This window comes from Leifsonia sp. GW821-FHT13C05 (assembly GCF_058806515.1).
Map to the genome: position 1 here is coordinate 877,555 of NZ_JBXAPT010000001.1, position 22,890 is coordinate 900,444.

The 22,890-nt window shown below is 69.5% G+C and carries 16 protein-coding genes; all 16 read right to left on the reverse strand.

Features of this window, described 5'->3' with window-relative positions; translation table 11 throughout:
* Window positions 1-110: 110 nt before the first annotated feature.
* The 16 genes from AC1ROC_RS04265 to AC1ROC_RS04340 all read right to left on the reverse strand — a co-directional run bounded on the left by AC1ROC_RS04265 (window position 111) and on the right by AC1ROC_RS04340 (window position 22,798).
* Complete coding sequence (locus AC1ROC_RS04265; protein WP_492998293.1) at window positions 111-1,205, reverse strand: D-alanine--D-alanine ligase family protein; 1,095 nt, start codon at window positions 1,203-1,205, stop codon at window positions 111-113.
* A complete protein-coding gene (locus AC1ROC_RS04270; RefSeq protein ID WP_168689256.1) occupies window positions 1,108-2,250 on the reverse strand; it encodes an NAD(P)H-dependent glycerol-3-phosphate dehydrogenase in 1,143 nt (380 codons plus the stop codon). Before AC1ROC_RS04270 ends, AC1ROC_RS04265 begins: the two co-directional genes overlap by 98 nt.
* Window positions 2,240-2,989 carry a lysophospholipid acyltransferase family protein gene (locus tag AC1ROC_RS04275; RefSeq protein WP_247597368.1) on the reverse strand — a complete coding sequence of 250 codons (750 nt, stop codon included), beginning with the start codon at window positions 2,987-2,989 and terminating at the stop codon, window positions 2,240-2,242. The genes AC1ROC_RS04270 and AC1ROC_RS04275 overlap by 11 nt, the downstream gene beginning before the upstream one ends.
* A 61-nt stretch (window positions 2,990-3,050) precedes the next feature.
* Window positions 3,051-4,421 carry a UDP-N-acetylglucosamine 1-carboxyvinyltransferase gene (gene murA, locus AC1ROC_RS04280; protein WP_085370341.1) on the reverse strand — a complete coding sequence of 457 codons (1,371 nt, stop codon included), beginning with the start codon at window positions 4,419-4,421 and terminating at the stop codon, window positions 3,051-3,053.
* A complete protein-coding gene (gene leuD, locus AC1ROC_RS04285; RefSeq protein ID WP_085370339.1) occupies window positions 4,418-5,017 on the reverse strand; it encodes a 3-isopropylmalate dehydratase small subunit in 600 nt (199 codons plus the stop codon). Before leuD ends, murA begins: the two co-directional genes overlap by 4 nt.
* On the reverse strand, window positions 5,017-6,507 hold the full coding sequence (gene leuC / locus AC1ROC_RS04290; protein WP_492998297.1) for a 3-isopropylmalate dehydratase large subunit: 1,491 nt from the start codon (window positions 6,505-6,507) through the stop codon (window positions 5,017-5,019). The genes leuD and leuC overlap by 1 nt, the downstream gene beginning before the upstream one ends.
* A 154-nt stretch (window positions 6,508-6,661) precedes the next feature.
* A complete protein-coding gene (locus tag AC1ROC_RS04295) occupies window positions 6,662-7,147 on the reverse strand; it encodes an FHA domain-containing protein (RefSeq protein ID WP_492998299.1) in 486 nt (161 codons plus the stop codon).
* An 18-nt stretch (window positions 7,148-7,165) separates the two neighbouring features.
* A complete protein-coding gene (locus AC1ROC_RS04300) occupies window positions 7,166-9,523 on the reverse strand; it encodes a transglutaminase-like domain-containing protein (RefSeq protein WP_492998301.1) in 2,358 nt (785 codons plus the stop codon).
* On the reverse strand, window positions 9,520-10,839 hold the full coding sequence (locus tag AC1ROC_RS04305) for a DUF58 domain-containing protein (protein WP_492998302.1): 1,320 nt from the start codon (window positions 10,837-10,839) through the stop codon (window positions 9,520-9,522). Before AC1ROC_RS04305 ends, AC1ROC_RS04300 begins: the two co-directional genes overlap by 4 nt.
* A complete protein-coding gene (locus tag AC1ROC_RS04310) occupies window positions 10,839-11,807 on the reverse strand; it encodes an AAA family ATPase (protein WP_492998304.1) in 969 nt (322 codons plus the stop codon). Before AC1ROC_RS04310 ends, AC1ROC_RS04305 begins: the two co-directional genes overlap by 1 nt.
* A 17-nt stretch (window positions 11,808-11,824) precedes the next feature.
* Window positions 11,825-17,041, reverse strand: a complete 5,217-nt coding sequence (locus AC1ROC_RS04315; RefSeq protein WP_492998306.1) for an Ig-like domain-containing protein — start codon at window positions 17,039-17,041, stop codon at window positions 11,825-11,827.
* 160 nt (window positions 17,042-17,201) lie between these two features.
* Window positions 17,202-17,927 carry a hypothetical protein gene (locus AC1ROC_RS04320; RefSeq protein WP_492998308.1) on the reverse strand — a complete coding sequence of 242 codons (726 nt, stop codon included), beginning with the start codon at window positions 17,925-17,927 and terminating at the stop codon, window positions 17,202-17,204.
* A complete protein-coding gene (locus AC1ROC_RS04325) occupies window positions 17,924-19,612 on the reverse strand; it encodes a serine/threonine-protein kinase (protein ID WP_492998310.1) in 1,689 nt (562 codons plus the stop codon). The genes AC1ROC_RS04320 and AC1ROC_RS04325 overlap by 4 nt, the downstream gene beginning before the upstream one ends.
* Entirely contained in the window at window positions 19,609-20,871 is a 1,263-nt protein-coding gene (locus tag AC1ROC_RS04330; RefSeq protein ID WP_492998312.1) for an FHA domain-containing protein, read from the reverse strand. Before AC1ROC_RS04330 ends, AC1ROC_RS04325 begins: the two co-directional genes overlap by 4 nt.
* An 11-nt stretch (window positions 20,872-20,882) precedes the next feature.
* Window positions 20,883-21,695: a PP2C family protein-serine/threonine phosphatase gene (locus AC1ROC_RS04335; protein WP_168689248.1), complete on the reverse strand. Its 813-nt coding sequence runs from the start codon at window positions 21,693-21,695 to the stop codon at window positions 20,883-20,885.
* Entirely contained in the window at window positions 21,692-22,798 is a 1,107-nt protein-coding gene (locus AC1ROC_RS04340) for a TerC/Alx family metal homeostasis membrane protein (protein WP_143465958.1), read from the reverse strand. The genes AC1ROC_RS04335 and AC1ROC_RS04340 overlap by 4 nt, the downstream gene beginning before the upstream one ends.
* Window positions 22,799-22,890: the final 92 nt, after the last annotated feature.

Sequence of the window (22,890 nt, forward strand, 5' to 3'; positions counted from 1 at the left end):
TGCCCACGACTGGGCGTTGATTTAGTGTTCCGAGGTTAGGTCTGCAATGTCAATCAATGCATTTCTTAGTCTGACATTACATACAGGTATTTATGTTGCGCGCGCGTCGCTCAGGCTGCGGCGCGCGCCAGCGCGACGTCGATGAGCTCGGTGATCAGCGCCGGGTATGCGAGGCCGGACTCCTGCCAGCAGCGCGGGAACATCGAGATCGGCGTGAAGCCGGGCATGGTGTTGATCTCGTTGATGACGAAACCGTCCGCGGTGAGGAAGAAGTCGACACGGGCGAGGCCCTCTCCCCCGATGGCGTCGAACGCCTTCGCACCGAGCGCCTGCATGGTGGCGAGCTCGTCGGCGGTCAGGTCGGCCGGGCAGACCAGGTCGATGCCGGGCGCATCCAGGTATTTGGCTTCGAAGTCGTAGAAGTCGCGGCCGGTGACCACGATCTCGCCGGCGACGGAGGCGCGGGTCGCCTGTCCGGGGCGGCCGCCGAGCACCGCGATCTCCACCTCGCGGCCGACCAGGCCCGACTCGATGAGCACGCGGTCGTCCTCGGCCAGTGCCGTCTCGATCGCCGCGTCGAGCTGCGACCACTTGGAGACCTTGCTGACGCCGACGCTGGAACCGGCGCGCGCCGGCTTCACGAACGCGGGGAGCCCGAGCTCCTCCGCCGTCCTGCGCACCGCATCCTTGTCGGTGCGCCACTCGTACGCGGAGACCGTGCGCCACGGCGCGACGGGGATGCCCGCCTGCTGCAGCACGGTCTTCGTGAAGTGCTTGTCCATCCCGAGCGAGCTGGCCAGCACGCCGCTGCCGACGTACGGCAGGTCGACGAGCTCCAACATCCCCTGGATGGTGCCGTCCTCTCCCCACGGGCCGTGCAGGATCGGGAACACCAGGTCGATGTCGCCGAGCGACCGCGTCTGGCCACCCTCCGTCACAGTGAGTTCGCGCGTAACGGCGCTCTCCGGCCAGTGGATGCGCGTGCCGTTGTCCTCGACGGCCGGCAGCTTCTCGGCGTTCAGCGCGAACAGCGCCGCGTCGTCCGGCTGCAGGGTGAACGCACCGTCGCGGGTGATGCCGACGGGGATGACCTCGTAGCGGTCGCGGTCAATCGCGCCGAGCACTCCCGCCGCCGTTGCGCAGCTGATCGAATGCTCGCTTGAACGCCCCCCGAAGAGAAGCACGACCGCGATTCGGTCCGTCATCCGTTGTCCTTTCACCCTGGGGTTCGTCCGAATCGGTGGTGAGATGCGGCGCGATGTCTTTCGGATCGAGCGTACCGGCAAGCACCTGACTCACCTGGCGCACGATGGGCATGTCCACGCCGCGGGCCTCCGCCAGCGTCAGGATGGGGGCGACGGATGCCAGACCTTCGGCGGTCTGGTTCATCTGCTTCACGACGTCGTTGAAGCTGTAGCCCTGGCCGAGCAGACGGCCCGCGGTGTTGTTGCGGCTGAGCGACGACTCGCAGGTGGCGATCAGGTCGCCGAGACCGGCGAGGCCGGACAGCGTGACGGCCTCCGCGCCGTATGCCACGGCGAAGTCCGTCATCTCCACCAGCCCGCGGGTGATGATCGACGCCTTGGTGTTCTCGCCGTAGCCGACACCGTCGACGATGCCGATGGCGACGGCGATCAGGTTCTTGAGCACGCCGCCGAACTCGGTGCCGATCACGTCGGTGTTCACGAAGCTGCGGAAGTAGCGGTTGGTGGCGGCCATCGCCACCGCCTGCGCCGTCTCCAGGCTCACCGACGACACCACAGCGGCCGTCGGCTGCTCGCGCGCGATCTCGAGCGCGAGGTTGGGCCCCGACGCGACGGCGATGCGCTCCTGCTCGATCGGCAGCCCCTGGGCGATCACCTCGCTCATCCGGAGGCCTGTGCCCTTCTCGACGCCCTTCATCAGGCTGACGACGATGGTCGACGGGCCGAGGTACGGCGCGATGGCCTCCAGGTTGGAGCGCAGGGTCTGGCTCGGGATGGAGACGAAGACGAGTTCCGCATCCCGCATCGCATCGGACAGCTTGGACGTGGCCTTGAGGTTGCGCGGAAGGTTGATGCCCTCGAGGTAGTCGCTGTTGCGCTTCACCTCGTTGATCTCGCGCGCCAACTCCGGACGGCGCGCCCAGAGGGTCACGTCGGAGCCGCCGTCCGCGAGGATCTTCGCGAACGTCGTCCCCCAGCTGCCTGCGCCGAGGACGGCGATCCTGCGGGGGGCGACGACGGGGCGTCTGCCAGCGCTAGCCTTCAAAACGGCCGGTCTCCTTCTGGTCGTGCTCGGCGGGGTTCCACCGGACTGCAGGCGCCTTCTCGCCGCGGAGGTCTTCCAGCAGCGCAGTGATGGCGTCCATGATGACGGCGGTCGCTTCGTTCAGCGTCGCCGCGTCGAGGTTGCGGCCTCGGAAAGCGGACAGGTCGACGGGGTCGCCGATCTTGACCTCGATGGTCTTGCGCGGGAAGAAGCTGATCTTCTTGCCGTAGCGCGCCATCACGTGCTGGGTCCCCCAGTGCGCGACGGGGATCACCGGCAGGTCGTTCTCGAGCGCCATCCGCGCAGCGCCCGTCTTGCCGCGCATCGGCCACAGGTCGGGATCGCGGGTGAGCGAGCCCTCCGGGTAGATGATGACGATGCGGCCGTCCCGCACGATCTCCTTGGCCGCCGTGAGCGGCGCTGAGCCGCGGGTCGACCCGGCGCGCTCGACCGGCACCTGACCGGACTTGCGCAGGAACCAGCCGACCACCGGGATGCGGAACAGGCTCCCCTTGGCGAGGAACCGCGGCATCCTGCCGAGCTTCCAGGAGACCATCCCGACCATCACCGGGTCGATCTCGCTGTAGTGGTTCGGCGCGACGACGTACGCACCGCGGCGCGGCAGCTTGTCGCCGTCCTGGATGCGGAACCGCACCGCGATGCTCATGATCGGGATGACGATCCCCGCGAGCACCCAGAAGATCGAGGGCCTGCTCGTCTCCTTGCGCGGGAGCTTCACGGGTGTGCTCGGTCGATCGGTTGCCGGGTTCTGCTCTGAAGAGGGTCGGGACACCCCTCCATTATCCTTCGAGAACGAAGTCGGCTCCCAGCAGCTGCAGCTTGGTGATGAAGTTCTCGTAGCCGCGGCTGATGATCCCGACGTTGCTGACGGTCGAGCGTCCCTCGGCCGTGAGCGCGGCGATCAGGTGGCTGAAGCCTCCGCGCAGGTCGGGAACCTCGATGTCCGCACCCTTCAGGTCGGTTGGTCCCATGATGACCGCCGAGTGGTTGAAGTTGCGCTGACCGAAGCGGCACGGGTGCCCGCCGAGGCACTCCTTGTGGATCTGGATCTTCGCACCCATGTCGATCAGGGCGTCGACGAAGCCGAAGCGCTGCTCGTACACGGTCTCGTGGACGATCGAGACGCCCTTCGCCTTGGTGAGGGCGATGACGAGCGGCTGCTGCCAGTCGGTCATGAAGCCGGGGTGCACGTCCGTCTCGATGACGACGGGCTTGAGCTCGCCTCCCGGGTGGAAGAACCGGATGCCGTCGTCGTGGATCTCGAACGCGCCGCCGACCTTGCGGAAGACGTTGAGGAAGGTGAGCATCTCCGGCTGGCGGGCTCCGCCGACGTAGATGTCCCCGCCAGTGGCGAGCGCCGCGGCGGCCCAGCTGGCTGCCTCGTTGCGGTCGAACAGCGCGGTGTGGCTGTATCCGACGAGCTTCTTGACGCCCTCGATGCGGATGACGCGGTCGGTGTCGACCGTGATGATCGCACCCATCTTCTGCAGGATGTTGATGAGATCCATGATCTCCGGCTCGATCGCAGCACCCTTGAGCTCGGTGATGCCCTCGGCACGGACGGCCGTGAGCAGCACCTGCTCCGTGGCGCCGACGCTCGGGTACGGCAGCTCGAGCTTGGCTCCGTGCAGGCCGTTCGGGGCGGTCATCCTGATGCCGGTGGGCAGCTTGTCGACGATGGCGCCGAACTTGCGCAGCACTTCGAGGTGGTAGTCGATCGGGCGGTCGCCGATGCGGCAGCCGCCGAGGTCGGGGATGAACGCCTCGCCGAGGCGGTGCAGCAGCGGCCCGCAGAACAGGATCGGGATGCGGCTGGAGCCGGCGTGCGCGTCGATGTCCGCCATGTGGGCGGACTCGACGGCGCTCGGGTCGAGGAGCAGTTCGCCCTCGTCCGTTCCGTCGGTGACCTTGACGCCGTGGATCTCGAGCAGGCCGCGCACGACCCGGACATCGCTGATGTCCGGGACGTCGCGCAGCACGCTCGGACCCTCACCCAGGAGGGCGGCGACCATCGCCTTGGTGACGAGGTTCTTCGCGCCCTTCAGCTCGATCCTGCCGCGGAGCGGGATGCCCCCGTTGATCGTGATGCGGTCGCCCTTGAGGCCGACGCGCGCTCCTGCTGCCTGAGCGTCCTGAAGAAGTGAGTTCAAAGTTTCACCGGTAACGTTTTGGGCCGCCAGCTCTCGCGGCGGGCTTCGTATTCTGAAATGCGCGCCTCGTCGCGCAGGGTCAGAGCGATGTCGTCCAACCCTTCGAGCAAACGCCACCTAGTGTAATCGTCGATGTCGAAAGACACCTGGACTTCACCGACGCTCGCAGTCTTGGCAACCAGATCCACCGTCGCGGCTATTCCCGGCTGGGCCTCGATGGCCTGCCAGAGACGCTCGGCGTCCTCCTCCGTGATCTGCCCGGCGAGCAGTCCCTGCTTGCCGGCGTTGCCACGGAAGATGTCGGCGAACCGGGGGCTGAGCACGGCCGCGAAGCCGTAGTCGCGCAGCGCCCAGACGGCGTGCTCGCGCGACGAGCCCGTGCCGAAGTCTGCCCCGGCGATCAGGACGCGCGCTCCCTGGTATGCGGGCTGGTTGAGAATGAACTCAGGATCCTGCCGCCAGGCGTGGAACAGCGCGTCGTCGAAGCCCGTCTTGGTGACGCGCTTGAGGAACACCGCGGGGATGATCTGGTCGGTGTCGACGTTGGAGCGGCGGAACGGGACGGCGACGCCCTCGATCGTTGAGATCTTTTCCATCAGGCGCCCACCTTCTCTCCTGCGCGCGTATCCGAGCCGTCACGGCCCGGCGTGTCGTCACCATCGTCGTGCTCGAGGTCCCACGGGCTGGACAGCGTCCCGCGGATCGCGGTCGCTGCGGCGACCAGCGGGGACACCAGGTGGGTGCGCCCTCCCTTGCCCTGCCTGCCCTCGAAGTTGCGGTTGGAGGTGGATGCGCAGCGCTCGCCGGGAGCGAGCTGGTCCGGGTTCATGCCGAGGCACATTGAGCACCCGGCGAACCGCCACTCCGCGCCGAACTCCTCGACGATCTTGTCGATGCCCTCCGCCTCGGCCTCGATGCGCACGCGGGCGCTGCCAGGCACGACCATGACGCGCACGCCGTCGGCCTTCTTGCGACCCTTGATGACGGAGGCGAAGGCGCGGAGGTCTTCGATGCGGCTGTTGGTGCAGGAGCCCATGAAGACCGCATCCACCGGGATGCTCTTCATCGGCGTGCCCGCTGCGAGATCCATATACTCCAGGGCCCGCTCGGCCGCGGCGCGCTGGTTGGCGTCCTCGATGGTCGCGGGGTCTGGCACGTTCTGGCTGAGCGAGACGCCCTGGCCGGGGTTGGTGCCCCAGGTGACGAACGGCTCGATCTCCGCAGCGTCGAGGTAGACCTCGGCGTCGAAGACGGCGTCGTCGTCGGTGGCGAGCGTCTCCCAGTACGCGACGGCGTCGTCCCAGTCCTGGCCGGACGGCGCGTGCGGGCGGCCCTTGAGGTAGGCGTACGTCGTCTCGTCCGGCGCGACCATCCCCGCCCGGGCGCCGGCCTCGATCGACATGTTGCAGATGGTCATCCTGCCCTCCATCGAGAGCGCGCGGATGGCACTGCCGCGGTATTCGAGCACGTAGCCCTGCCCGCCGCCGGTGCCGATCTTGGCGATGACCGCCAGGATGATGTCTTTGGCCGTCACGCCGGGGCGCAGCTCGCCCTCGACGGTGATCGCCATCGTCTTGAACGCCTTCAGCGGCAGCGTCTGCGTCGCCATGACGTGCTCGACCTCGCTGGTGCCGATGCCGAACGCCATCGCTCCGAACGCGCCATGCGTCGAGGTGTGCGAGTCTCCGCAGACCACGGTGATGCCCGGCATGGTGAGCCCGAGCTGCGGTCCGACGACGTGCACGATGCCCTGCTCCAGGTCGCCGAGCGAGTGCAGCCGGACGCCGAACTCCTCGGCGTTCTTGCGGAGCGTCTCGATCTGGGTGCGGCTGGTGAGGTCGGCGATCGGCTTGTCGATGCCGATGGTCGGGGTGTTGTGGTCTTCCGTGGCGATGGTGAGATCGGGCCGGCGCACCGGGCGCCCAGCCATCCGGAGGCCGTCGAAGGCCTGCGGGCTGGTCACCTCGTGCACGAGGTGCAGGTCGATGTAGATCAGGTCGGGCGAACCGTCTTCGCCCTTGACGACCAAGTGGTCACGCCAGACCTTCTCTGCGAGAGTCAGTCCACGTTCGGAATCGGTACTCATGATGCTCAAGAACTCCTTAGCTTGCTTCCGGATCAGCCGACGACGAACTCCGCGACGAGGGAGGCCTGAAGGATCTAGGACTCGTCGCGGCAGCTAAGGAGGAGCAGACCGTGAAACACGTTGTCAGGTTATCACCGGATGGCGGGTGCTTCCGTCAGGCGAGCTCGACGCGCACCGCGAAGCGGCCGAGGTGCACGGTCTCGCCGTGCGCGAGCGGCGCAGGCTCCCCCGGCGTCAGCTCGCGTTCCGGCTCCCCGCCCGCCACGACGACGACGCCGTTCGTCGAGTGCGCGTCCGTCACCGTCAGCGTGTCGCCGTGCGCCTCGAAGGCGGCGTGCGTCTTCGAGACGCTCGCGGCCGGGTCGTCGACGGCGACCAGTCCGGCGTCTGTCCACGCACCGAACGTCACCGGGTTCCTGCCGATCAGCACGGTGCCCGTGACGGGCACGGCGCGGCCGCCCGGCAGCAGCAGCCGCCACTGGCGGGCCGGCGCGGCCGCCGCCTGCGCAGGGGCGGCGGCGGGCGGAGCGAACACCGGGAGCGAACGCTCGCGCGACGGCACCCGCACCGTCTCCGTCCCCGTGTCGTGACGGGGAGGGATGAGGTGCGGCGGCGGCACGATGAAGTCGGGCGAATCCACGCAGCCACTATAGGGGAGCTACGCGCTGCCCTTCTTCCCCCTGCTGCCCTTCCCCCTGCCGTCCTTCGCCGCGCGGCGGTAGCGGAACGCGGCCAGGCGCGACCGCAGCCCGCCCGCGGAAGAGCGCGCGTCGCCGATGGCGGCGTCGGAGGCGCGCCAGACCGCATCCACTCTGTCCGTGCTGACCTCCGAGCCGTCGAACACGGCGGCGTCGACCTCGCGGGCGAGCGTGGCGAGGCCGCCCTGCGGCACGCGCAGGTTCTGTTCGCCGCTCTGCGCTTCGAGCGCGGCGGCGGCCTGCAGCCTGGTCGCGTTGGGTGGCACGCTGAGGCCGAGCTCGTCGTAGCCGTCGGCGAGCTCGTCCCAGGCGCCCGCCGCCCGGCGGTCGGGCGGTCCGGTCGTCAGCCTGCGCCTGCGCCTCCGCCGTTTGAGGGCGGCGACGATGAGCAGTGGCACGAAGTACAGCACGAGCGGGATGACCACGATGCCGCCGACCACCCAGGCCCACGCCGGGATGGCGAAGCCGGTCGCCGACTTCTTGCGCTCGTTGTCCTTCGTCTTCACCGGGGTGAGCAGGTCCTGCGCCTTCGGATCGGCGGGCGGAGGCTGGCGCACCTGCGGCTGCGGTTCGAGCTTCGGCTTGGTGGTCTGGTTCTTGGGCGCGTCCGTCTTGGTGGGCGTCGGGAAGAACGGCACCCAGCCCACGCCGTCGAACGCGACCTCGTCCCACGCCGTCACGTCGTTGCCGGTGACCGTCGTCGGCTTGCCGTCGACCACCTTCGGCGCGAAGCCCATCACGACCCTCGTCGGGTAGCCGAGGCGCCTGGCCATCAGGGCGAACGCGCTGGAGTACTGCTCCTGGTCGCCGACCATCGGCGATTTGGCGAACAGGTCGGTCATCCTGTCCGCGCCCTCCCCTGCCCGCGACGGAACAGGATCGGAGGCGCGGCCGTGGCTGAGGTAGCCGAGCGTCTTGAGGGAGCGCTCCAGGTTCCGCAGCTTCTGGATGGCCGTGGTCGCCGAGCCCGCGTACTCCTCCGCCTTCGCGGACACGATGTCCGGGACGTTGGTGACGGGAGGCAGTTCGAGCCTGGCCGGGGCGACCTTGGCGAGCGCCTTGTCGCTCGGGATCTTCTGCGCGGTAGCGTCGACGCTGTAGCGGAGGCCGTCCTTCACCCCGCTGGTCACGGCGGTCGTGCCCGTCGCGGTATTGACGCGGACCGTCGTGGACGGGTCCGTGCCCTGATACGCGTCGAAGCCGAGCTTGGTCAGGTAGCCGACCGTCGGCAGCCAGACGTCCGAGTACTCCTGGATGTCGATGGTCGCGGTGCTCGTCGAGCCCGGCGTGAATAGCCGGGGTTCCGGGATGGTGCTGCCGAGGAGTTCGAAGCTGCCGGACGCATCCGGGCTGTCCTTCGGGTCGGTAAGCGTCCAGACCACGCCGTCGTAGCTGTCCATCGTGGCGAGCCGGATGACCTGACCGGAGGTCAGGCCGTCGACCGTGAACAGCTCGGTCTTCTGCAGATCCTTCGTGTACTGGCGGAACCCGGCGAGCGGGCTCGGGTAGTCCAGAGGGTCGAACGGCGGCGTGACCTCCTGGCGCAGCACGAACCGGGATGCGGGTGGTGGCGCGAGCGCCGAGCCGGCCAGCGCGCCGACCACCACGGCTCCGAGCACCACGGAGCCGACCCCGACGATCCTGCGGCGGCGCAGTCCGGGGTCGGCGACGACCTCGACGGCGGCGGACCGTGCGCGTCGCCAGGCGAGCCAGAGGAGCGTGATGGCCGCGAAGGCGACGCCGCGAACGGCGGCGAGGTACGCATCCACGGTCCCCAGCAGGATGCCGGCGACGAACAGGGCGAGCGGGCCGGCCACGAGCACGGCGGCGCGGCCGACGCCGCGTCCCCCGCGCGCCCTGCGCGGCAGCCAGCGCACGGCGAGCGAGACGGACACCAGGGTGACCAGCCAGCCGGCGACGTACGGCACGACGGCGACGTACGGCGGCGCCTCCAGCGGCGCCTGCAGGGTGACGGCGTCGCTCCAGCCGAACACCGCGCCGATGACGAGGCCGGACAGGCTGTCGAGCGACGGGAGGACGCCCAGGGTGGCGGAGCCCGGCATCGCGAGCGGCGTGCCGAACAGGAAGTACGCAGCGAGAGCGACGGCGACGGTGAGCGGCACGGACAGCCGGAAGAGCCGGCAGAGCACCGCGGCGGCTGTTCCGACGACCAGGCCGCCGAACGCCGCGGTGACGAAGGAGAAGTGGCCGAAGGCAGGCTCGAAGCCGAGCACGGCGATGGCGCTCAGCACCACGACGACGGCGACGTCGATCCAGGTCGTCGCCGAAAGCCGGTCGATGGTCGTCGTGCGCGTCATCGGCCAGCCCTCTTCAACAGGGCGGGAAGCTCGCTCAGGGTCGAGACGGTCGCGAGCATCATTCCGCCGAGCCTGCTCAGCCGCGGCTCGCCCGCGACGTCGACGCGCACGCCGACCGTCTCGGTGTCCGTGCCGTAGAGGCTCGCCGCCGCCCGGATCTGCGCGGGGTCGAGCTGCGAGCCGACCACCATGACGACCAGGCTCGGGGCGGCCAGGCGCATGGTCGACCGGCGGACGAAGTCGCGCAGGCTGTCGTGCATCCCGTCGACCGGCTGGATGCGGCACGAGTCGTCGAGCAGGGCCGTCGGCGTCTCGACGCGCATCGCCTTCTGCTGCCACACCGCGTCGATCTCCGTCTCCTCGCGGATCACCTGGCAGCCGATGGAGGCGAGCACGGAGACGCCCAGCTCGAACTCGTCGTCGTCGGCGAAGTGCGAGCGCTCGGCGTCGAACACCAGCAGGAGCTGCGACCGGCGCGTCTCCTGGTACTGCCGCACCATCAGCTGTCCGGTGCGCGCCGACGTGCGCCAGTGCACGTTGCGGATGTCGTCGCCCGGCTCGTAGGTGCGCAGCGCGTGGAACGCGAGGTCGCTGTCGGTGATGACCTTGGTGGTCTGACCCTCGAGGTCGCGCACCAGCCCGCGGGCGGTGGCCGCGAGCCTGGTGGTCTTCGGGTGCACGAACAGCTCGACCTGCTCCGTCCACTCCGTGGTGCGGCGCAGCAGCCCGAGCTGGTCGCCGCGGACGGAGAGCGCAGGGCCGGCGAGGATCAGCGCGCGGCGCGCCGTCGGCACGGCGAACAGCTCCTCGCTCTCCTCCCCGGCGGCGAGCCTCGGCACCATGAACTCGGCGACGCCGGCCCCGACGGGCAGCTCCATCCTGGTCGGCAGCACCGGCTTCGATCCCGAGTTCCGCACCACCATGCGCCCGAGTGCTCTGTCGCCCGCCACCACGCGGCGCGGGTTCAGCTCGATCGCCACGTCGTAGGTGGAGCGGCCGAATACGAAGCCGACCGCGATCAGAAAGGCCGCGAATAGCGTCGCCCCGAGGAAGGCGAACTCCGCCCAGCCGAGCAGCAGGAGCAGCAGCAGGGAGACCGCGGCTCCCCCGAGCACGATCCAGCCGAACGTGCTCACCACCCCGAGCACCGGCGCCAGCCATCCGGTGACGGCCCGCCAGGCCGGATGGATGCGGCGGCCGAGCGCACCGAACGTGCCGCGCACGGCGTCGCCCAGCTGCCCGGCCGCGATACCGGCCTGGGACAGCGGGCGCGCCCGTCTGCGGCGCCCGGTGGGTGCTGGGGTGTCCGTCGTCATCAGGCCGCTCGGTAAGCGGGCGGGGTGGCTTCGGCGATGGCGCGCGACACGATGTCCTCGGCCGTCACGCCGGCGAACTCGGACTCCGGGTCGACGATCACGCGGTGCGCGAGCACCGGGAGGGCGAGCTCCCGGACGTCGTCGGGCGTCACGTACGTGCGCCCGGCCGAGATCGCCCAGGTCTTGGCCGCACGGGCGAGTGCGAGGGCGCCGCGGATGCTGACGCCGAGGGCGGAGTCCTTGTCTGCGCGGGTCGCCGAGACGATCTCACTCAGGTAGCCCATCACCGCTGCGTCGGTGTGCACGTCGGAGGCGAGCTGAGCAAGGGCGGTCACGGAGTCCGAGGCGATGATCGGCCGCACGCCCGCCGCCCGTGAACGGTTCGAGGAGTCGAGCAGCAGGTTCACCGTGGTCTCGTGGTCCGGGTAGCCGAGCGACGTCTTGATCAGGAACCGGTCGAGCTGCGCCTCCGGCAGCGAGTACGTTCCCGCCTGCTCCACTGGGTTCTGCGTGGCGATCACCACGAACGGCGCCCCGACGGGATGCCCGACGCCGTCGACCGTGACGACACCCTCCTCCATCACCTCGAGCAGCGCGGACTGGGTCTTCGGGCTCGCCCTGTTGATCTCGTCCGCGAGCACGACCGAGGCGAAGATCGGGCCGGCGTGGAACTCGAACCGGCCGTTGCTCTGGTCGTAGATCGTCACGCCCGTCACGTCGGACGGCAGCAGGTCCGGCGTGAACTGGATGCGCGACTGCGTCCCCTCGATGGTGTTCGCGAGCGCCTTCGCCAGCACGGTCTTCCCCGTGCCTGGCACGTCCTCGAGCAGCACGTGCCCTCCGGAGAGCATCGCCGTGATGACGAGCCGGATGCTGTGCTCCTTGCCGAGGATCGCCTTGTCGACGTTCGCCACCAGCTGGGAGAAGGCGCCGGCGAACCAGTCTGCCTGTTCCTGCGTTACTGCCACGGTGTTCCATCCATTCTTTACGGGGACCAGTCCTGAACGCTGCTCTGCACGCCGCCTGCCGTCACGTACGCACCCTTGTATCCGCAGTACGCGTGCAGCCCGTTCGGCGCACCTCGGTAGTGCGCGTATCCACTGCCGTTGGTGGTGATCGACTCGCTGGTGAGCTTTCCGCCGTTGCAGTAGAAGTTCATCGTGTACCGCGTGTTCGCGCCGAAGTGGTTGAGCGTCACGTCGTAGGTGAAGCTGTGCGCATATCCGGGTTCCAGGTCGCCCTGGGAGAGGTCGATCGACGGCTGGGGGTCCGGCTTCTTCGCCACGGAGACCGTGTTGGAGGTGTCAGCGCCACCGGTCTTGTTGCTGTGGTCGTTGACGGCGCGCACCTGGAACGAGTAGTCGCCGACGCCCTGGTTCGACACCGTCGCGGTCGTTCCCGAGGTGTTGTTCCACGCTCCGCCGTTGAGCCGCCACTGGTACGTCACCGAACCGCCGCCCGTGCCGGAGGGGTCGGACAGCCCGTTCCAGCTCAGCCGCAGGTCGCTCGGCGCGTACTGGTCGGCGCTGATCGTCGCGCCGCTGACCGCCTGCGGGGTCCCGTACGGCGTGACGGACGCGCTCGGCGCCGACAGCTGGCTCCACCCGTCCGCGTTGTGCGCCCTCACGGTGAACGTGTACGCCGTGCCGTTTGTCAGCCCGCCGATGGTCACCTGGCCGATCGAGTTCGTGGTCACGGACTTCGGGCCGCCGCGCACCTCGTACTGGTCGATCGGCTTCCCGTTGTTCGCTGGCGCGGCGATGTCGACCGTCGCCTGCCCGTCGCTCGCCTTGGCGTTGCTGGGGGCACCCGGCTTGTCCGGAACGTCGTGCACGGTCACGCGATACTGCCCGACCGCCGCAGCCGTGCGCTTCGGGTCCTTCGTCGCATCCTGCACGTGATAGACGATGTTGACGGCGCCGATCGCCGCACCGGAGGCCGCGCTCACCGTGATCGACGACCCGGTGTACGTCACCGTCACCCCGGACGGAGCACTGCCGGCCTTGGCATCGGTGATGGTGAGGGGATGCCCGGGGAACGGGTTCACCCACGCCGAGTCGCTCGCGGCGCCGCTCAGGGTCACCGACTTCCCGCGCTGCAGCTCCTGGGTCTGCGGCGGGTTCTTCTGGCTGGCGACCGGCCGGTTGGAGCTCACCACCTGCACGTTCACGGTGCCCGCGATCGTGTGCGTCCCCGAGCTGATCGTCACTGCGACCGTCGTCGACTGCCCGGGCTGCACGCCGAGGGGAGCCGACAGCGACAGCGACGAGCCGTTCAGCCCCACCTGGATCTGCTTGTTCGCCCACTGCGGGTTCGAGTACGTGAGCTTCGCCAGGATCGCCGGGTTCGGGTGGAAGCTCGACGCGCGGAGGTCGATCGTCAGCGGAGCCTCCCCCGGTTCGATCTTCTCGCTCGGCGACGTGAAGGTCGGCGCGACATCCGACTGGTCGGGGCTGCCGACGGTGATCGGCAGCACCAGCGTCGTGATCCGGTCCGTGGTCTGGCCGGCATCCCGTCCGTCGTTGACCTTGAACGTGATCGCCGCCGGACCCCGGTAGTCCTTCGCAGCGGTGAAGCGGAGCGTCTGCTCGTCGCCGTAGGACGACGCGCCCGTGCTGTTGGTCGCGCTGACCCCGCTGGCGCCGGTGAGCTTGACCGCCCTGCCGGACGGCACATCCAGGATGTCCGACAGCTTCCAGGTCTTGCTCCCGCCCATCTCGACGATCTGCTGCGGCAGCGACTTCGCGATGGTCGGCGGGGCCGTGGCGTCGCCCTTCGGCGGCACGATGATGAAGGCGTCGCCGGTGAGGCCGGTCACCGGGTCCTTCACCTGGTAGGCGATGGCGAGCCGCTTGGCCGCGGGATGCACGGTGATGGCGCCGCCTGCACCCACCTCGGCCGCTCCCGCGTTCGGGCCGGTGACCGCGACCGTGAGGTCTTCGACGAGGCCGGACGGGTTGGTCGCCCCGGCCAGCGCATCCACCTTCACGCTGTCTTTGTTGGCGACAGCATCCGGTTCGATCAGATGGTCGACCGCGGACGGGTACTGCTCCTTGGCGTTCGGGGTGACGGTCACCTGGATGAAGGCGCTCGCGACACCGCCCTGGCCGTTGCTGATCTGGTAGCGGACGATGTACGCGCCCTCGGTCTTCGGGGCGGTGACGAGGACGACCTTGCCGTGCACGGAGGCCTTGAGGCCGGCATCCACCTGCAGCAGCTTCTTCTGCACGGCGATGGTGTACCCGTTGGGGTCGGAGTCGTTGTCGAGCACCGGGACGGAGACGGTGCGTCCCGGCTTGACCTGCACCGGGTCGTTCCCGGCGATCGGCGGCTGCACGGAGGTCGGCCTCGGGATGACGCCGATGCTGACCGTGCCGGTCGCCGTCTTCCCGTAGGTGTCCTTGACCTGGTAGGTGAACGTATCCGTGCCCGCCGAATCCGGGTACGCCTCGTAGGTGAACGACGTGCTCGAGCTGTCGGAGATGCGGCCGAGGGTCGGCTGCGTGCCGAGCCCGGCGAGCGTGACCGAGTCGCCGTCCGGGTCGATGCCGTCGAGCGGCACGTCCACCGGCACGGTCGATCCGGCGAACGCCCTGATCGTGAGCGGCTGCGGGCGCGGCGCCTTGTCGGAGCCCTTGTCCGGGGCCGTGACCACGAAGCTCACCGTGGCCTGCGCCTTCTGGCCGAGCTTGTCCGTCACGCCGTAGACGACGCTGTACTGGCCGGGCTGGGTCGGCGCCTGGTATCGCACGGTCTTGCCGCTGACGAACGCGGTGGCGCCCTTGCCCGCCGCCGCGTCGTCGCGGAGGGCCGGGTCGAGCGAGAACGGAGCGTTGTCCGGCGAGTAGTCGTTGTCCATCACCGGGACGGTCGCGATGTCTCCGGCGCGCACCGTCACCGTGTCGTCGACGGCGATCGGCGGCTGGTGGGTGACCAGCGGAGGAACCGGGACGACGGTGATGCCCGCCTTCGCCTCGTGAATGCCGTCGGAGACGGTGTAGACCAGCTGCACCTGCTCAGCGAGCACGGTCGGTGCCGTGATCTTCACGATCGCGTTGTCGAGCACCTCGACGTTGAGGTCGCCTGCTCCCTTGGCCGCGGTGACCGACCGGACGACGAGCACCCGCCCGGACGGGGACACGTCGTTGTCGAGCACGCTGACCGAGGTCGGCTCGCCCGGGCGCACGTATGCGGTGTCCGTGACGGCGACGGGAGGGGCGTCCGAGCCGCCGTCGGCGACCACGTTGACCCGGATCAGCCCGGTGGTCGACTTCGGCCCGGCCCCCAGGGTGTATGTCACGTAGAACTCACCGGGCGCGTTGCTGAGCAGGGTGACGGTGCCGCGCGCGGCGTCCGTGGTCACGTCGGCGGCCGCCTGGCCGTCGATCGAGGCGCCCACCAGGCTGAGCGGCTGCCCGGACGGCGACTGGTCGTTGTCCAGTGGATGCACGACCACCGGCTTCCCGGTGAACCCGCCGCCGAAGTCGGGCACGGCGACGGGGTCGAGCGATCCGGCGGGCTTGACCGTGATGAGCAGGCTGCCCGTTGTGCTCTTCTTGCCGTCCGAGACGGTGACCTTGACCTCCTTGGAGCCGGTCTGCCCGGTCTTGCTGGTGAAGGTCACCTCGCCGTTCGGCTTGAACTGGACATCGTCCTCGGTGGTGGCCGCCGCGGACACGAGCGAGAGGTCGTCGCCGTCCGGGTCGAGCCAGTCGTTGAGGACGTCGTACTTCACGGACTGGCCGACCTCGGCCTGCGCCGTGCTCGCCCTCGTGGAGGCGGGGGCGGCGTTCTGCGCCGGCTGGTGCAGGGTCGCATCCACCTGCGTCGAGGAGGTGCCGCCTCGCCCGTCGTCGACCGTGTACCGGAACGAGATGGTGCCGCTCAGCCCGTCGCCGGGGGTGAACTGGATGGCGCGCCCGCCCTCGACCAGTTCGAGGGCGCCCTGCGCGGCCGGGATGGCGGACACGTCCGAGATCGTGAGCACGTCGCCGTCCGGGTCCGTGTCGTTGGCGAGCACGGGAAGCACGGTGGAGCGGCCGGGGCGCACGCCGAACGCATCCGGAACAGCGGTCGGCGGCCTGTTCACCTTCGTGCGCTGCGCGAGAGTGTCGGAGAACGATTGCAGCACCGGCTTCTCCTCGCCGGTGTCGCCCTGCACGGTGGTCTCGTTCGGTTTCAGCTGCGCCCAGTTCTGCACGAGGCGCATGTTGGAGGAGACCACCCAGGCGTTGCCGTCCCGGAGGTTGTTGAGGGCGATCACGCCGTGGTTGACCCGGAACTCGAGGTCGTCACCCTTCACCGGCTGGTCGATGTCGACGCCGATGTCCTTTTTGCCGTCGCAGGCGTAGAGGTAGCGGGCGGAGCCCGCCCACGCGCCGTACGAGCAGCTGCCGAGACGCACGGGCGCGGAGACCGCGGCCGCTCCCCCGGCTGCCGTCGCACCGGCCGGATGCGCGACGACGGTTCCGCCGCCGAGCGGGACGCTGAGCAGGCTCGACGCCGTCGCGACCAGCGCAGACGGGTCGTCGGCGCTCGGCTGCTGCAGCTTCAGGCCCTTGGCGGGCAGGTCGACCGTCTTCCCGTCTGCCGTGACGATGCGGTTGCCCTGCGTGTCGAGCACGACGGGCCGGTCGCCGACGGCGGAGAGCTGGAACCGTCCGGGAACAGGGAATGACGCCGTCGTCGGCTCCGCCCCGGGATGCTCGACGGTGTAGAGCTTCTTGCCGCTCGGCGCCACCACGAAGGTGGTGCCCGACTTGGTCACGACGAGCTGCGCATCCTGGCCGACCTTGGCCGTCGGCCTGGTCTTCGTCTTGTCGAAGTCGAGCCGGCCGCTCGCGTCGAGCACCCAGAGCTGCCCGGCCGGCGAGAGCACGGAGAGCGTGTTCCCTCCGTAGCCGAGCTGGGACTTCTCCGGGATCTGGATGCGGCCGCCGAGCGAGACGAACGCCGGGTCGATCTTGTCGACCGTGCCGTGCGGTGCGTCGGTGAGGAAGTACGCGGAGCCGTCCTGGAGGACGTCGAGGTCGGAGCTCGCTCCGGTGACCGCTGCATCCAGTTCGTTGATCTGGTGGTTGAGACGCCCGCCCATCAGCTTGTCGCCGTTGGTCACCCAGACGTCGCGGGTGTCGAGGTCGACGGCGTTCACCGGGAAGCCGTTGTGGAGCACGGCAATGGTCAGCGGGACTCCCGCGACCACGGCGAGAGCGGTGACGGATGCGAGCGTCTTACGCTTCCGTATCCATGCGCTCAGCGATACCAAAACTCTAAAATCCCCCCGGGTACGAGACGACGACTACGCTAACACGGCGCAGAGCGCACGCCGATGGGCAGCGCTGCCCATCGGGTGCCGAGGAGGATCAGTCGTCGGCGTCCGGCGCCGAGCCCTGCTCCTTTTCCTTCTCCGCGTCGAGCAGCGCCAGATCGTCCAGCCCGACCAGGCGGGTGGTGACCGCGTACTCCACCAACCGGGCCCTGCGATTGGTGGCCAGCTTGCCCTTGCCGCCGCGCAGCCCGGCGACGCCGAGCTTGTCGAGCTTGTCGCAGACGTTGTCGAGCTTGCGGTTGAACGTGGTCATGCTCCAGCCCAGGCGTGCGGCGGCCTCCGCCGAGGTCGGGATGGCGCCGCGGCCGGGCACGGCCTGGGTCAGCACGCCCTCCGAGAGGGCGACGATCAGCTGGCGCTGGCTCGTGGTGAGCGTCACCGGCAGGATCGTGGTCGACCCGCCGGAGTCGTTCACGGTCACGGCCGTGTTGAAGAAGTCGTCCTCGCTGCTGATCGTGAAGTCGTACGTCGTGGCCCCAGCGCTGAACATGACGTGCATGGTCTGGAACACGATCGGCAGCTTCGCCCCCGGAGCGAGCCACGCCTGCACAGTGCCGGTGGAGTCGCTGACCGTGGCGGTGAGGAGCGTCCCGACGTTGGAGAGCCACCACATCCCGAAGTCGCTGCTGATGGTGAGGAAACGCCGGTGCAGGTACGGGTTGTCGTCGATGCTCAGGTCGGCCTCGCGCCCGATGCCGAACTCGTCCGGGCCCGTGACCGTGTACAGCTCTCCGCAGTAGTCGACCGTCAGCGGTTTCATTTGGCGCACGCCTTCAGCGGTTCGGAGGTGCGGCCGGAGCGCACCGTGGCGACATCGATGCAGACGGGGACGCCGGCGGTCAGCCCGGTCAGCTGCGCCTTCGGGGTGGCGGTGACGGTGGGAGGGTCCGTCGTGCCCTCGCGCACCCACTGATACTGGTCGCCCTTCTGGGGCTTGGCCGTCTTCCAGACGATCGTCGCCGTCGTGCCCGACGCGTCCCTGGTGGCGGAGACAAGGGTGGGCGGGGGCACCACGGTGACGGCGATCGTCCCGTCCTGATCCGTGCCGGCCCGCTGCGTCGGAGAGGCAGCAGGGCTCAGCGACGGGACGAGCACGGCCGCGAGCACTCCGCCGGCGACCACGAGGACGGCGGCGGCCGCGATCACCGGAAGCAGCCAGCGGGGGCGGGAGGTGCCGGGCTCGTCCTCCGCATCCGCCGCATCGGTGTCCGCTCCCTCCGCTTCGGCCGATGCCGTCGCCGCGGCGCCGCGTGGCCGCAGCATCGTGTGCTCGACGGGCGCTGACTCGCTCTGCTGCTCGGGATGCACGGTGGGCATGGCGCCACGCACCACGGTCGGACCGGCCAGAAGCTCGGGAGGGACCTCCACCAGCCCCGGTCGCGTCTCCGTGGGCTCGTTCGCCGTCGGGGACGGAGAGGGTCGCGTGGTGGGGCGGAGCCCCTGTGCGTCCACGGTCTGCACCGACCGGGCGCGCGTCTCGTCCTCTCCGGACGCTGGAGGCGACTCGTCGAGCACGCGCAGGTTGGGCACGTCGATGCTGGTCGGGGCGAACCCGAGTTCCAGCTCCACCCGCTGCAGCGCCCTGGCGAAGTCGACCGCCGTGGCGAACCGGTCGTCGCGTTTGGTGGCCATGCCCTTGCGCAGCACGGCGACCAGCGACGGGGGCAGGTCGTCCCTGTCGATCGGGGTGATCATCCCGCGCTCGATCCTGCCGATCAGGTCGAGGGTGCCGTTGGCGCGGCCCGGCACCTCGAACGGCGTGCGCCCGGCGAGGATGGTGTGGATGGTCGCGGCCAGCGAGAACACGTCGCTGCGCACATCCGGCTGGGGGTCGTCGTCGAACATCTCGGCGGGCGACCACGGAACGCTGAGCCCGACGGACCGGCTGCCGCTCGTCCCGGTGTCCGCGTCACCGCCGCGCAGCGATCCGAGCGACGCGGTGTGCACCGGAAGCTCTTCGAGCGCGGACGCGATGCCGAAGTCGGTGAGCGCCGGCCAGCCGAAGTCGGTGGTGAGCACGTTCGCCGGCTTGATGTCCCTGTGCAGGATGCCGACGCTGTGCGCCGTCGCGATGGCGCTCGACAGCCGCACGCCGGTGCGCAGGGCGTCCTCGACGGTGAAGCGCTCCCGCTTGAACCGGTCGCCGAGCGACGGGCCGGAGCAGTACTCCATCACCAGGTACGGGCGCTCGTCCGCCGACACGTCCGCGTGGTGGATCGTGACGATGTACGGATGTGCGGACAGCTGCGCCATCACGTTCGCCTCGGCCACGAACCGGGCGCGGGCGGCGTCGTCGACGCTGTCGGTCAGCAGCACCTTGACGGCGACGCTGCGCTTCGGGAGCTCCTGCTCGTACAGGAACACGTCGGAGAACCCACCGGAGCCGAGCAGCCGGATGAAGTGGAAGCCCGGCAGCGCGGGCGGCTGGGAGGCGAGACGCCTCATGCGTCCTCACCGACCGTGAGCGTCACACCGCTGCCCAGATCGACGACGGTGCCCGCGATGACAGCGGTCGGCTCGCCGCTGCGCAGCTTCTGCGGCGGCTTGCCGGGCAGGACGATCATGGTGCCGTTGCGCGAGTGCAGGTCGGTGACCACGACCGTGTCGCCCTCGACCGCGATGGTGGTGTGCGACCGGGAGATGTCGCGCTCCGCACTGTCGACGGTCACCGGCCGCGGCGCAGGACCGCGAGCGGTGGTGGAGGCGACGGGAGCGCGGCCGACGACGATGGGCGGCTCCAGGTATTCGCGCCTGCCGTCGGCGAGGTCGACGAAGAAGCGCGGGGAGGGAGCGGCGGGCGGCTGCGCCTCCTGCGCGCCGTCTGCCGCAGTGTGCTGCGCGCTGTCCTGCGCGCGGAGGCCGTCGAGGCTGCCGGACATGATCGTGAGGCCGTCGTGGTCGCCCGCCTCTGCGCTCGGGCGGGCCGGGGCGGAGTCCGTGATGAAGCGCGGCAGGTCGATGCGCGCCGGCTCCGCCTCCTCCGCGGGGCGCACGGCGGCGTCCTCGACGCTGCGCATCATGGTGGCGCCGAACAGGTGGTCGTAGCCGGTCGCGTCCGGTTCGGCCGCGTCCGCGTGGGTCACCTCGCTGAGAGTCGCGTCCGGGATGCGGGTCTCGCCGGCCTCGACCTCGGGCTCCGCCTGTGGAACGAGCACGGGGCCCGGCTGCTGCTCTGGCTCCGCTGCCGCTTCCACCAGCACCGGGGCCGTGATCGGGGCACGCTTCGCCTCCGGAGCTGCGACAGGAACGGCGGCCTGCACCGCAGTCTGGCCACCCCAGCTCACGCCCGCCGCCCACACGATCCCGTCGGCCAGCGGCAGAGCAGGACGCGCAGAAGCCGCACCGTCCGCCATGCCCGTGACCGCGAGCGTCACCGAGGTGGCCTCCGCCACCTGCTGCTCCAGCCAGGTGGAGACGCCGTCCGCGTCGATGCTGCGCTCCCCCTCGTGCGTGTGCACGGTCGCCGTCACCGGGCCACGGACGGCGATCATCGCGCGTCCGGCGGCACCCTCGATCAGGCCGAACGACGGCGTCCGGGCGAACCCGTCGGCCGCGAGCGCTTCGAGTGTCTCGGCGAAGCCGGAGGAGACGGCGGCGGCGAGGCCGCGCAGCGCCGTGGCGTCCTGCCCTTCGACGATGAGTGCGCGCGCTCCGGCGGCGACCACCGCCCAGTCCCCGGCTGTCGTCTGCTGAACGTCGAACACGTCGGTGAAACCTACCCTCTCGGCTGCGTGTCTTCGAGAGAGCGGCTTCCCTCCGGCCTGTCCTTCGTGACATCCGATGCCGGTTCCGCGTCCCCCGCCGTCGATTCAACCACGACCACGGTGACGTTGTCGCGCCCGCCCGCCGCGATCGCCGCATCCACCAGCCGGTCGGCGATGTCCGCTCCCCCATCGGCGAGGATGCGCGCGATGGTCTCGTCGGAGAGTTCCTTGGTGAGCCCGTCGGAGCAGATCAGGAACGTCTGCCGCCCGGTCACCGGCAGCAGCAGCGAGTCCGTGTCGACGAAGTCCTCCGCTCCCAGCGCCCTGGTGATCACGTTGCGTTCGGGATGCACGGCGGCCTGCGCCTCCGTGATGAGGCCGGCGTCCACAAGCTCCTGCACCGCGGAGTGGTCGACGCTCAGGCGGGTGAGCGCCCTGCCGTCCCAGAGGTAGACGCGGGAGTCGCCGATGTTGACGACCATCCACTGCTCGTCGAGGGTCTCTTGCACCCGCACCCGCACCACACCGGTGAGGGTGGTGCCCGCGACGGCGACGCCGGACTCGTCGGCGCTCGACAGGGACCGCACGGCCGCGTTGGCCTCGTCGATGGCGGCGATGACCTCCTCCGGCGTCGGCCGCGTGCCGGCCGGGAGGGTGCGGGCGAGCGACTCCACCGCCGTCTGGCTGGCGGCGTCCCCGCGGGCGTGCCCGCCCATCCCGTCCGCGACGGCGAACACCGGATCGGCCGCGATCATGCTGTCTTCGTTGACGCGTCGTACCGCACCCACATCGCTGCGTACGCTCACGCCGACGGTTGACGTCATGTACCGGTTTCCTCCTGCGTTTTCGCGGCCGAGGCCGGTGCGCGCCCGGTGCTGTCCGCTCCGGATGCGCCACCCTGGTCGTCCACGTCGTCCTGATCGTCGCCGTGGATGGCATCGGCGACGGAGGTTCCGCTGAGTTTCAGCTTCACTAGACTTGCAATCGTAGCGACTGCCATCGCCCCGACGATCACTCCGAGCGACATCATCGTGCTGATGTCGGGCGCCCACTCGATGTGCTGACCGCCGTTGATGAACGGCAGTTCGTTCTCGTGCATCGCGTGGAACACCAGTTTGACGCCGATGAACGCCAGGATGAACGCGATCCCGTACTTGAGGTATTCGAGCTTGTCGAGCAGGTGCCCGAGCAGGAAGTAGAGCTGCCGCAGCCCCATCAGCGCGAAGACGTTCGCGGCGAACACGATGAACGGGCTCTGCGTGATTCCGAAGATGGCCGGGATGGAGTCCAGGGCGAACAGCAGGTCCGTCGTGCCGAGGGCGAGGAAGACGATGATCAGCGGGGTGAACATCCTGGTGCCGTTGACCGTGGTGCGCAGCTTGTTGCCCTCGTACTGGTCGGACACCTTGAGGCGCTTGCGGGTGAAGCGCACGAACCAGCTGTCTTTCGTGCCCTCCTCGTCGTCGTGCTTGCTGAGCGCCTGGTGGATGGCCGTCCAGAGCAGGAACGCACCGAAGATGTAGAAGATCCAGCTGAACGTGGCGATCAGCGACGCACCCAGAATGATGAAGACGCCGCGCAGCACCAGGGCGATGATGATGCCCACCATCAGCACTTCCTGCTGGTACTTCCTCGGCACGGAGAACCTCGCCATGATGATGACGAAGACGAACAGGTTGTCGATGCTCAGGCTGTACTCGGTCAGCCAGCCCGCGACGAACTGCCCGGCGTGCTCGGCGTCTCCGATCAGGAGCATCGCCAGCGCGAACAGCAGCGCGAGCGCCACGTAGAACGACACCCACAGCGTCGACTCTTTGGGGCTCGGGATGTGCGGCCTCTTGAACACGATCAGCAGGTCGAACGCCAGGATCAGCAGCAGGACGATCATGGATCCGATTTCGAACCATGCGGGAAGAGCAAGCTCCACGGGGGGACAACCTTTCGAAGGGCACCGGCAACGGGTCCGAAAGTCTCTCCCGCACCCATCGTTCGGGTGCCGCTGTGCCCGGGCTCGAAGAC

Bases quoted from the DNA above. Each gene is read 5' to 3' on its own strand.
- AC1ROC_RS04265 (WP_492998293.1), bottom strand. From the start codon at position 1,205: ATGACGGACCGAATCGCGGTCGTGCTTCTCTTCGGGGGGCGTTCAAGC.
- leuD (WP_085370339.1), bottom strand. From the start codon at position 5,017: ATGGAAAAGATCTCAACGATCGAGGGCGTCGCCGTCCCGTTCCGCCGC.
- leuC (WP_492998297.1), bottom strand. From the start codon at position 6,507: ATGAGTACCGATTCCGAACGTGGACTGACTCTCGCAGAGAAGGTCTGG.
- AC1ROC_RS04300 (WP_492998301.1), bottom strand. From the start codon at position 9,523: ATGACGCGCACGACGACCATCGACCGGCTTTCGGCGACGACCTGGATC.
- AC1ROC_RS04305 (WP_492998302.1), bottom strand. From the start codon at position 10,839: ATGACGACGGACACCCCAGCACCCACCGGGCGCCGCAGACGGGCGCGC.
- AC1ROC_RS04320 (WP_492998308.1), bottom strand. From the start codon at position 17,927: ATGAAACCGCTGACGGTCGACTACTGCGGAGAGCTGTACACGGTCACG.
- AC1ROC_RS04325 (WP_492998310.1), bottom strand. From the start codon at position 19,612: ATGAGGCGTCTCGCCTCCCAGCCGCCCGCGCTGCCGGGCTTCCACTTC.
- AC1ROC_RS04335 (WP_168689248.1), bottom strand. From the start codon at position 21,695: ATGACGTCAACCGTCGGCGTGAGCGTACGCAGCGATGTGGGTGCGGTA.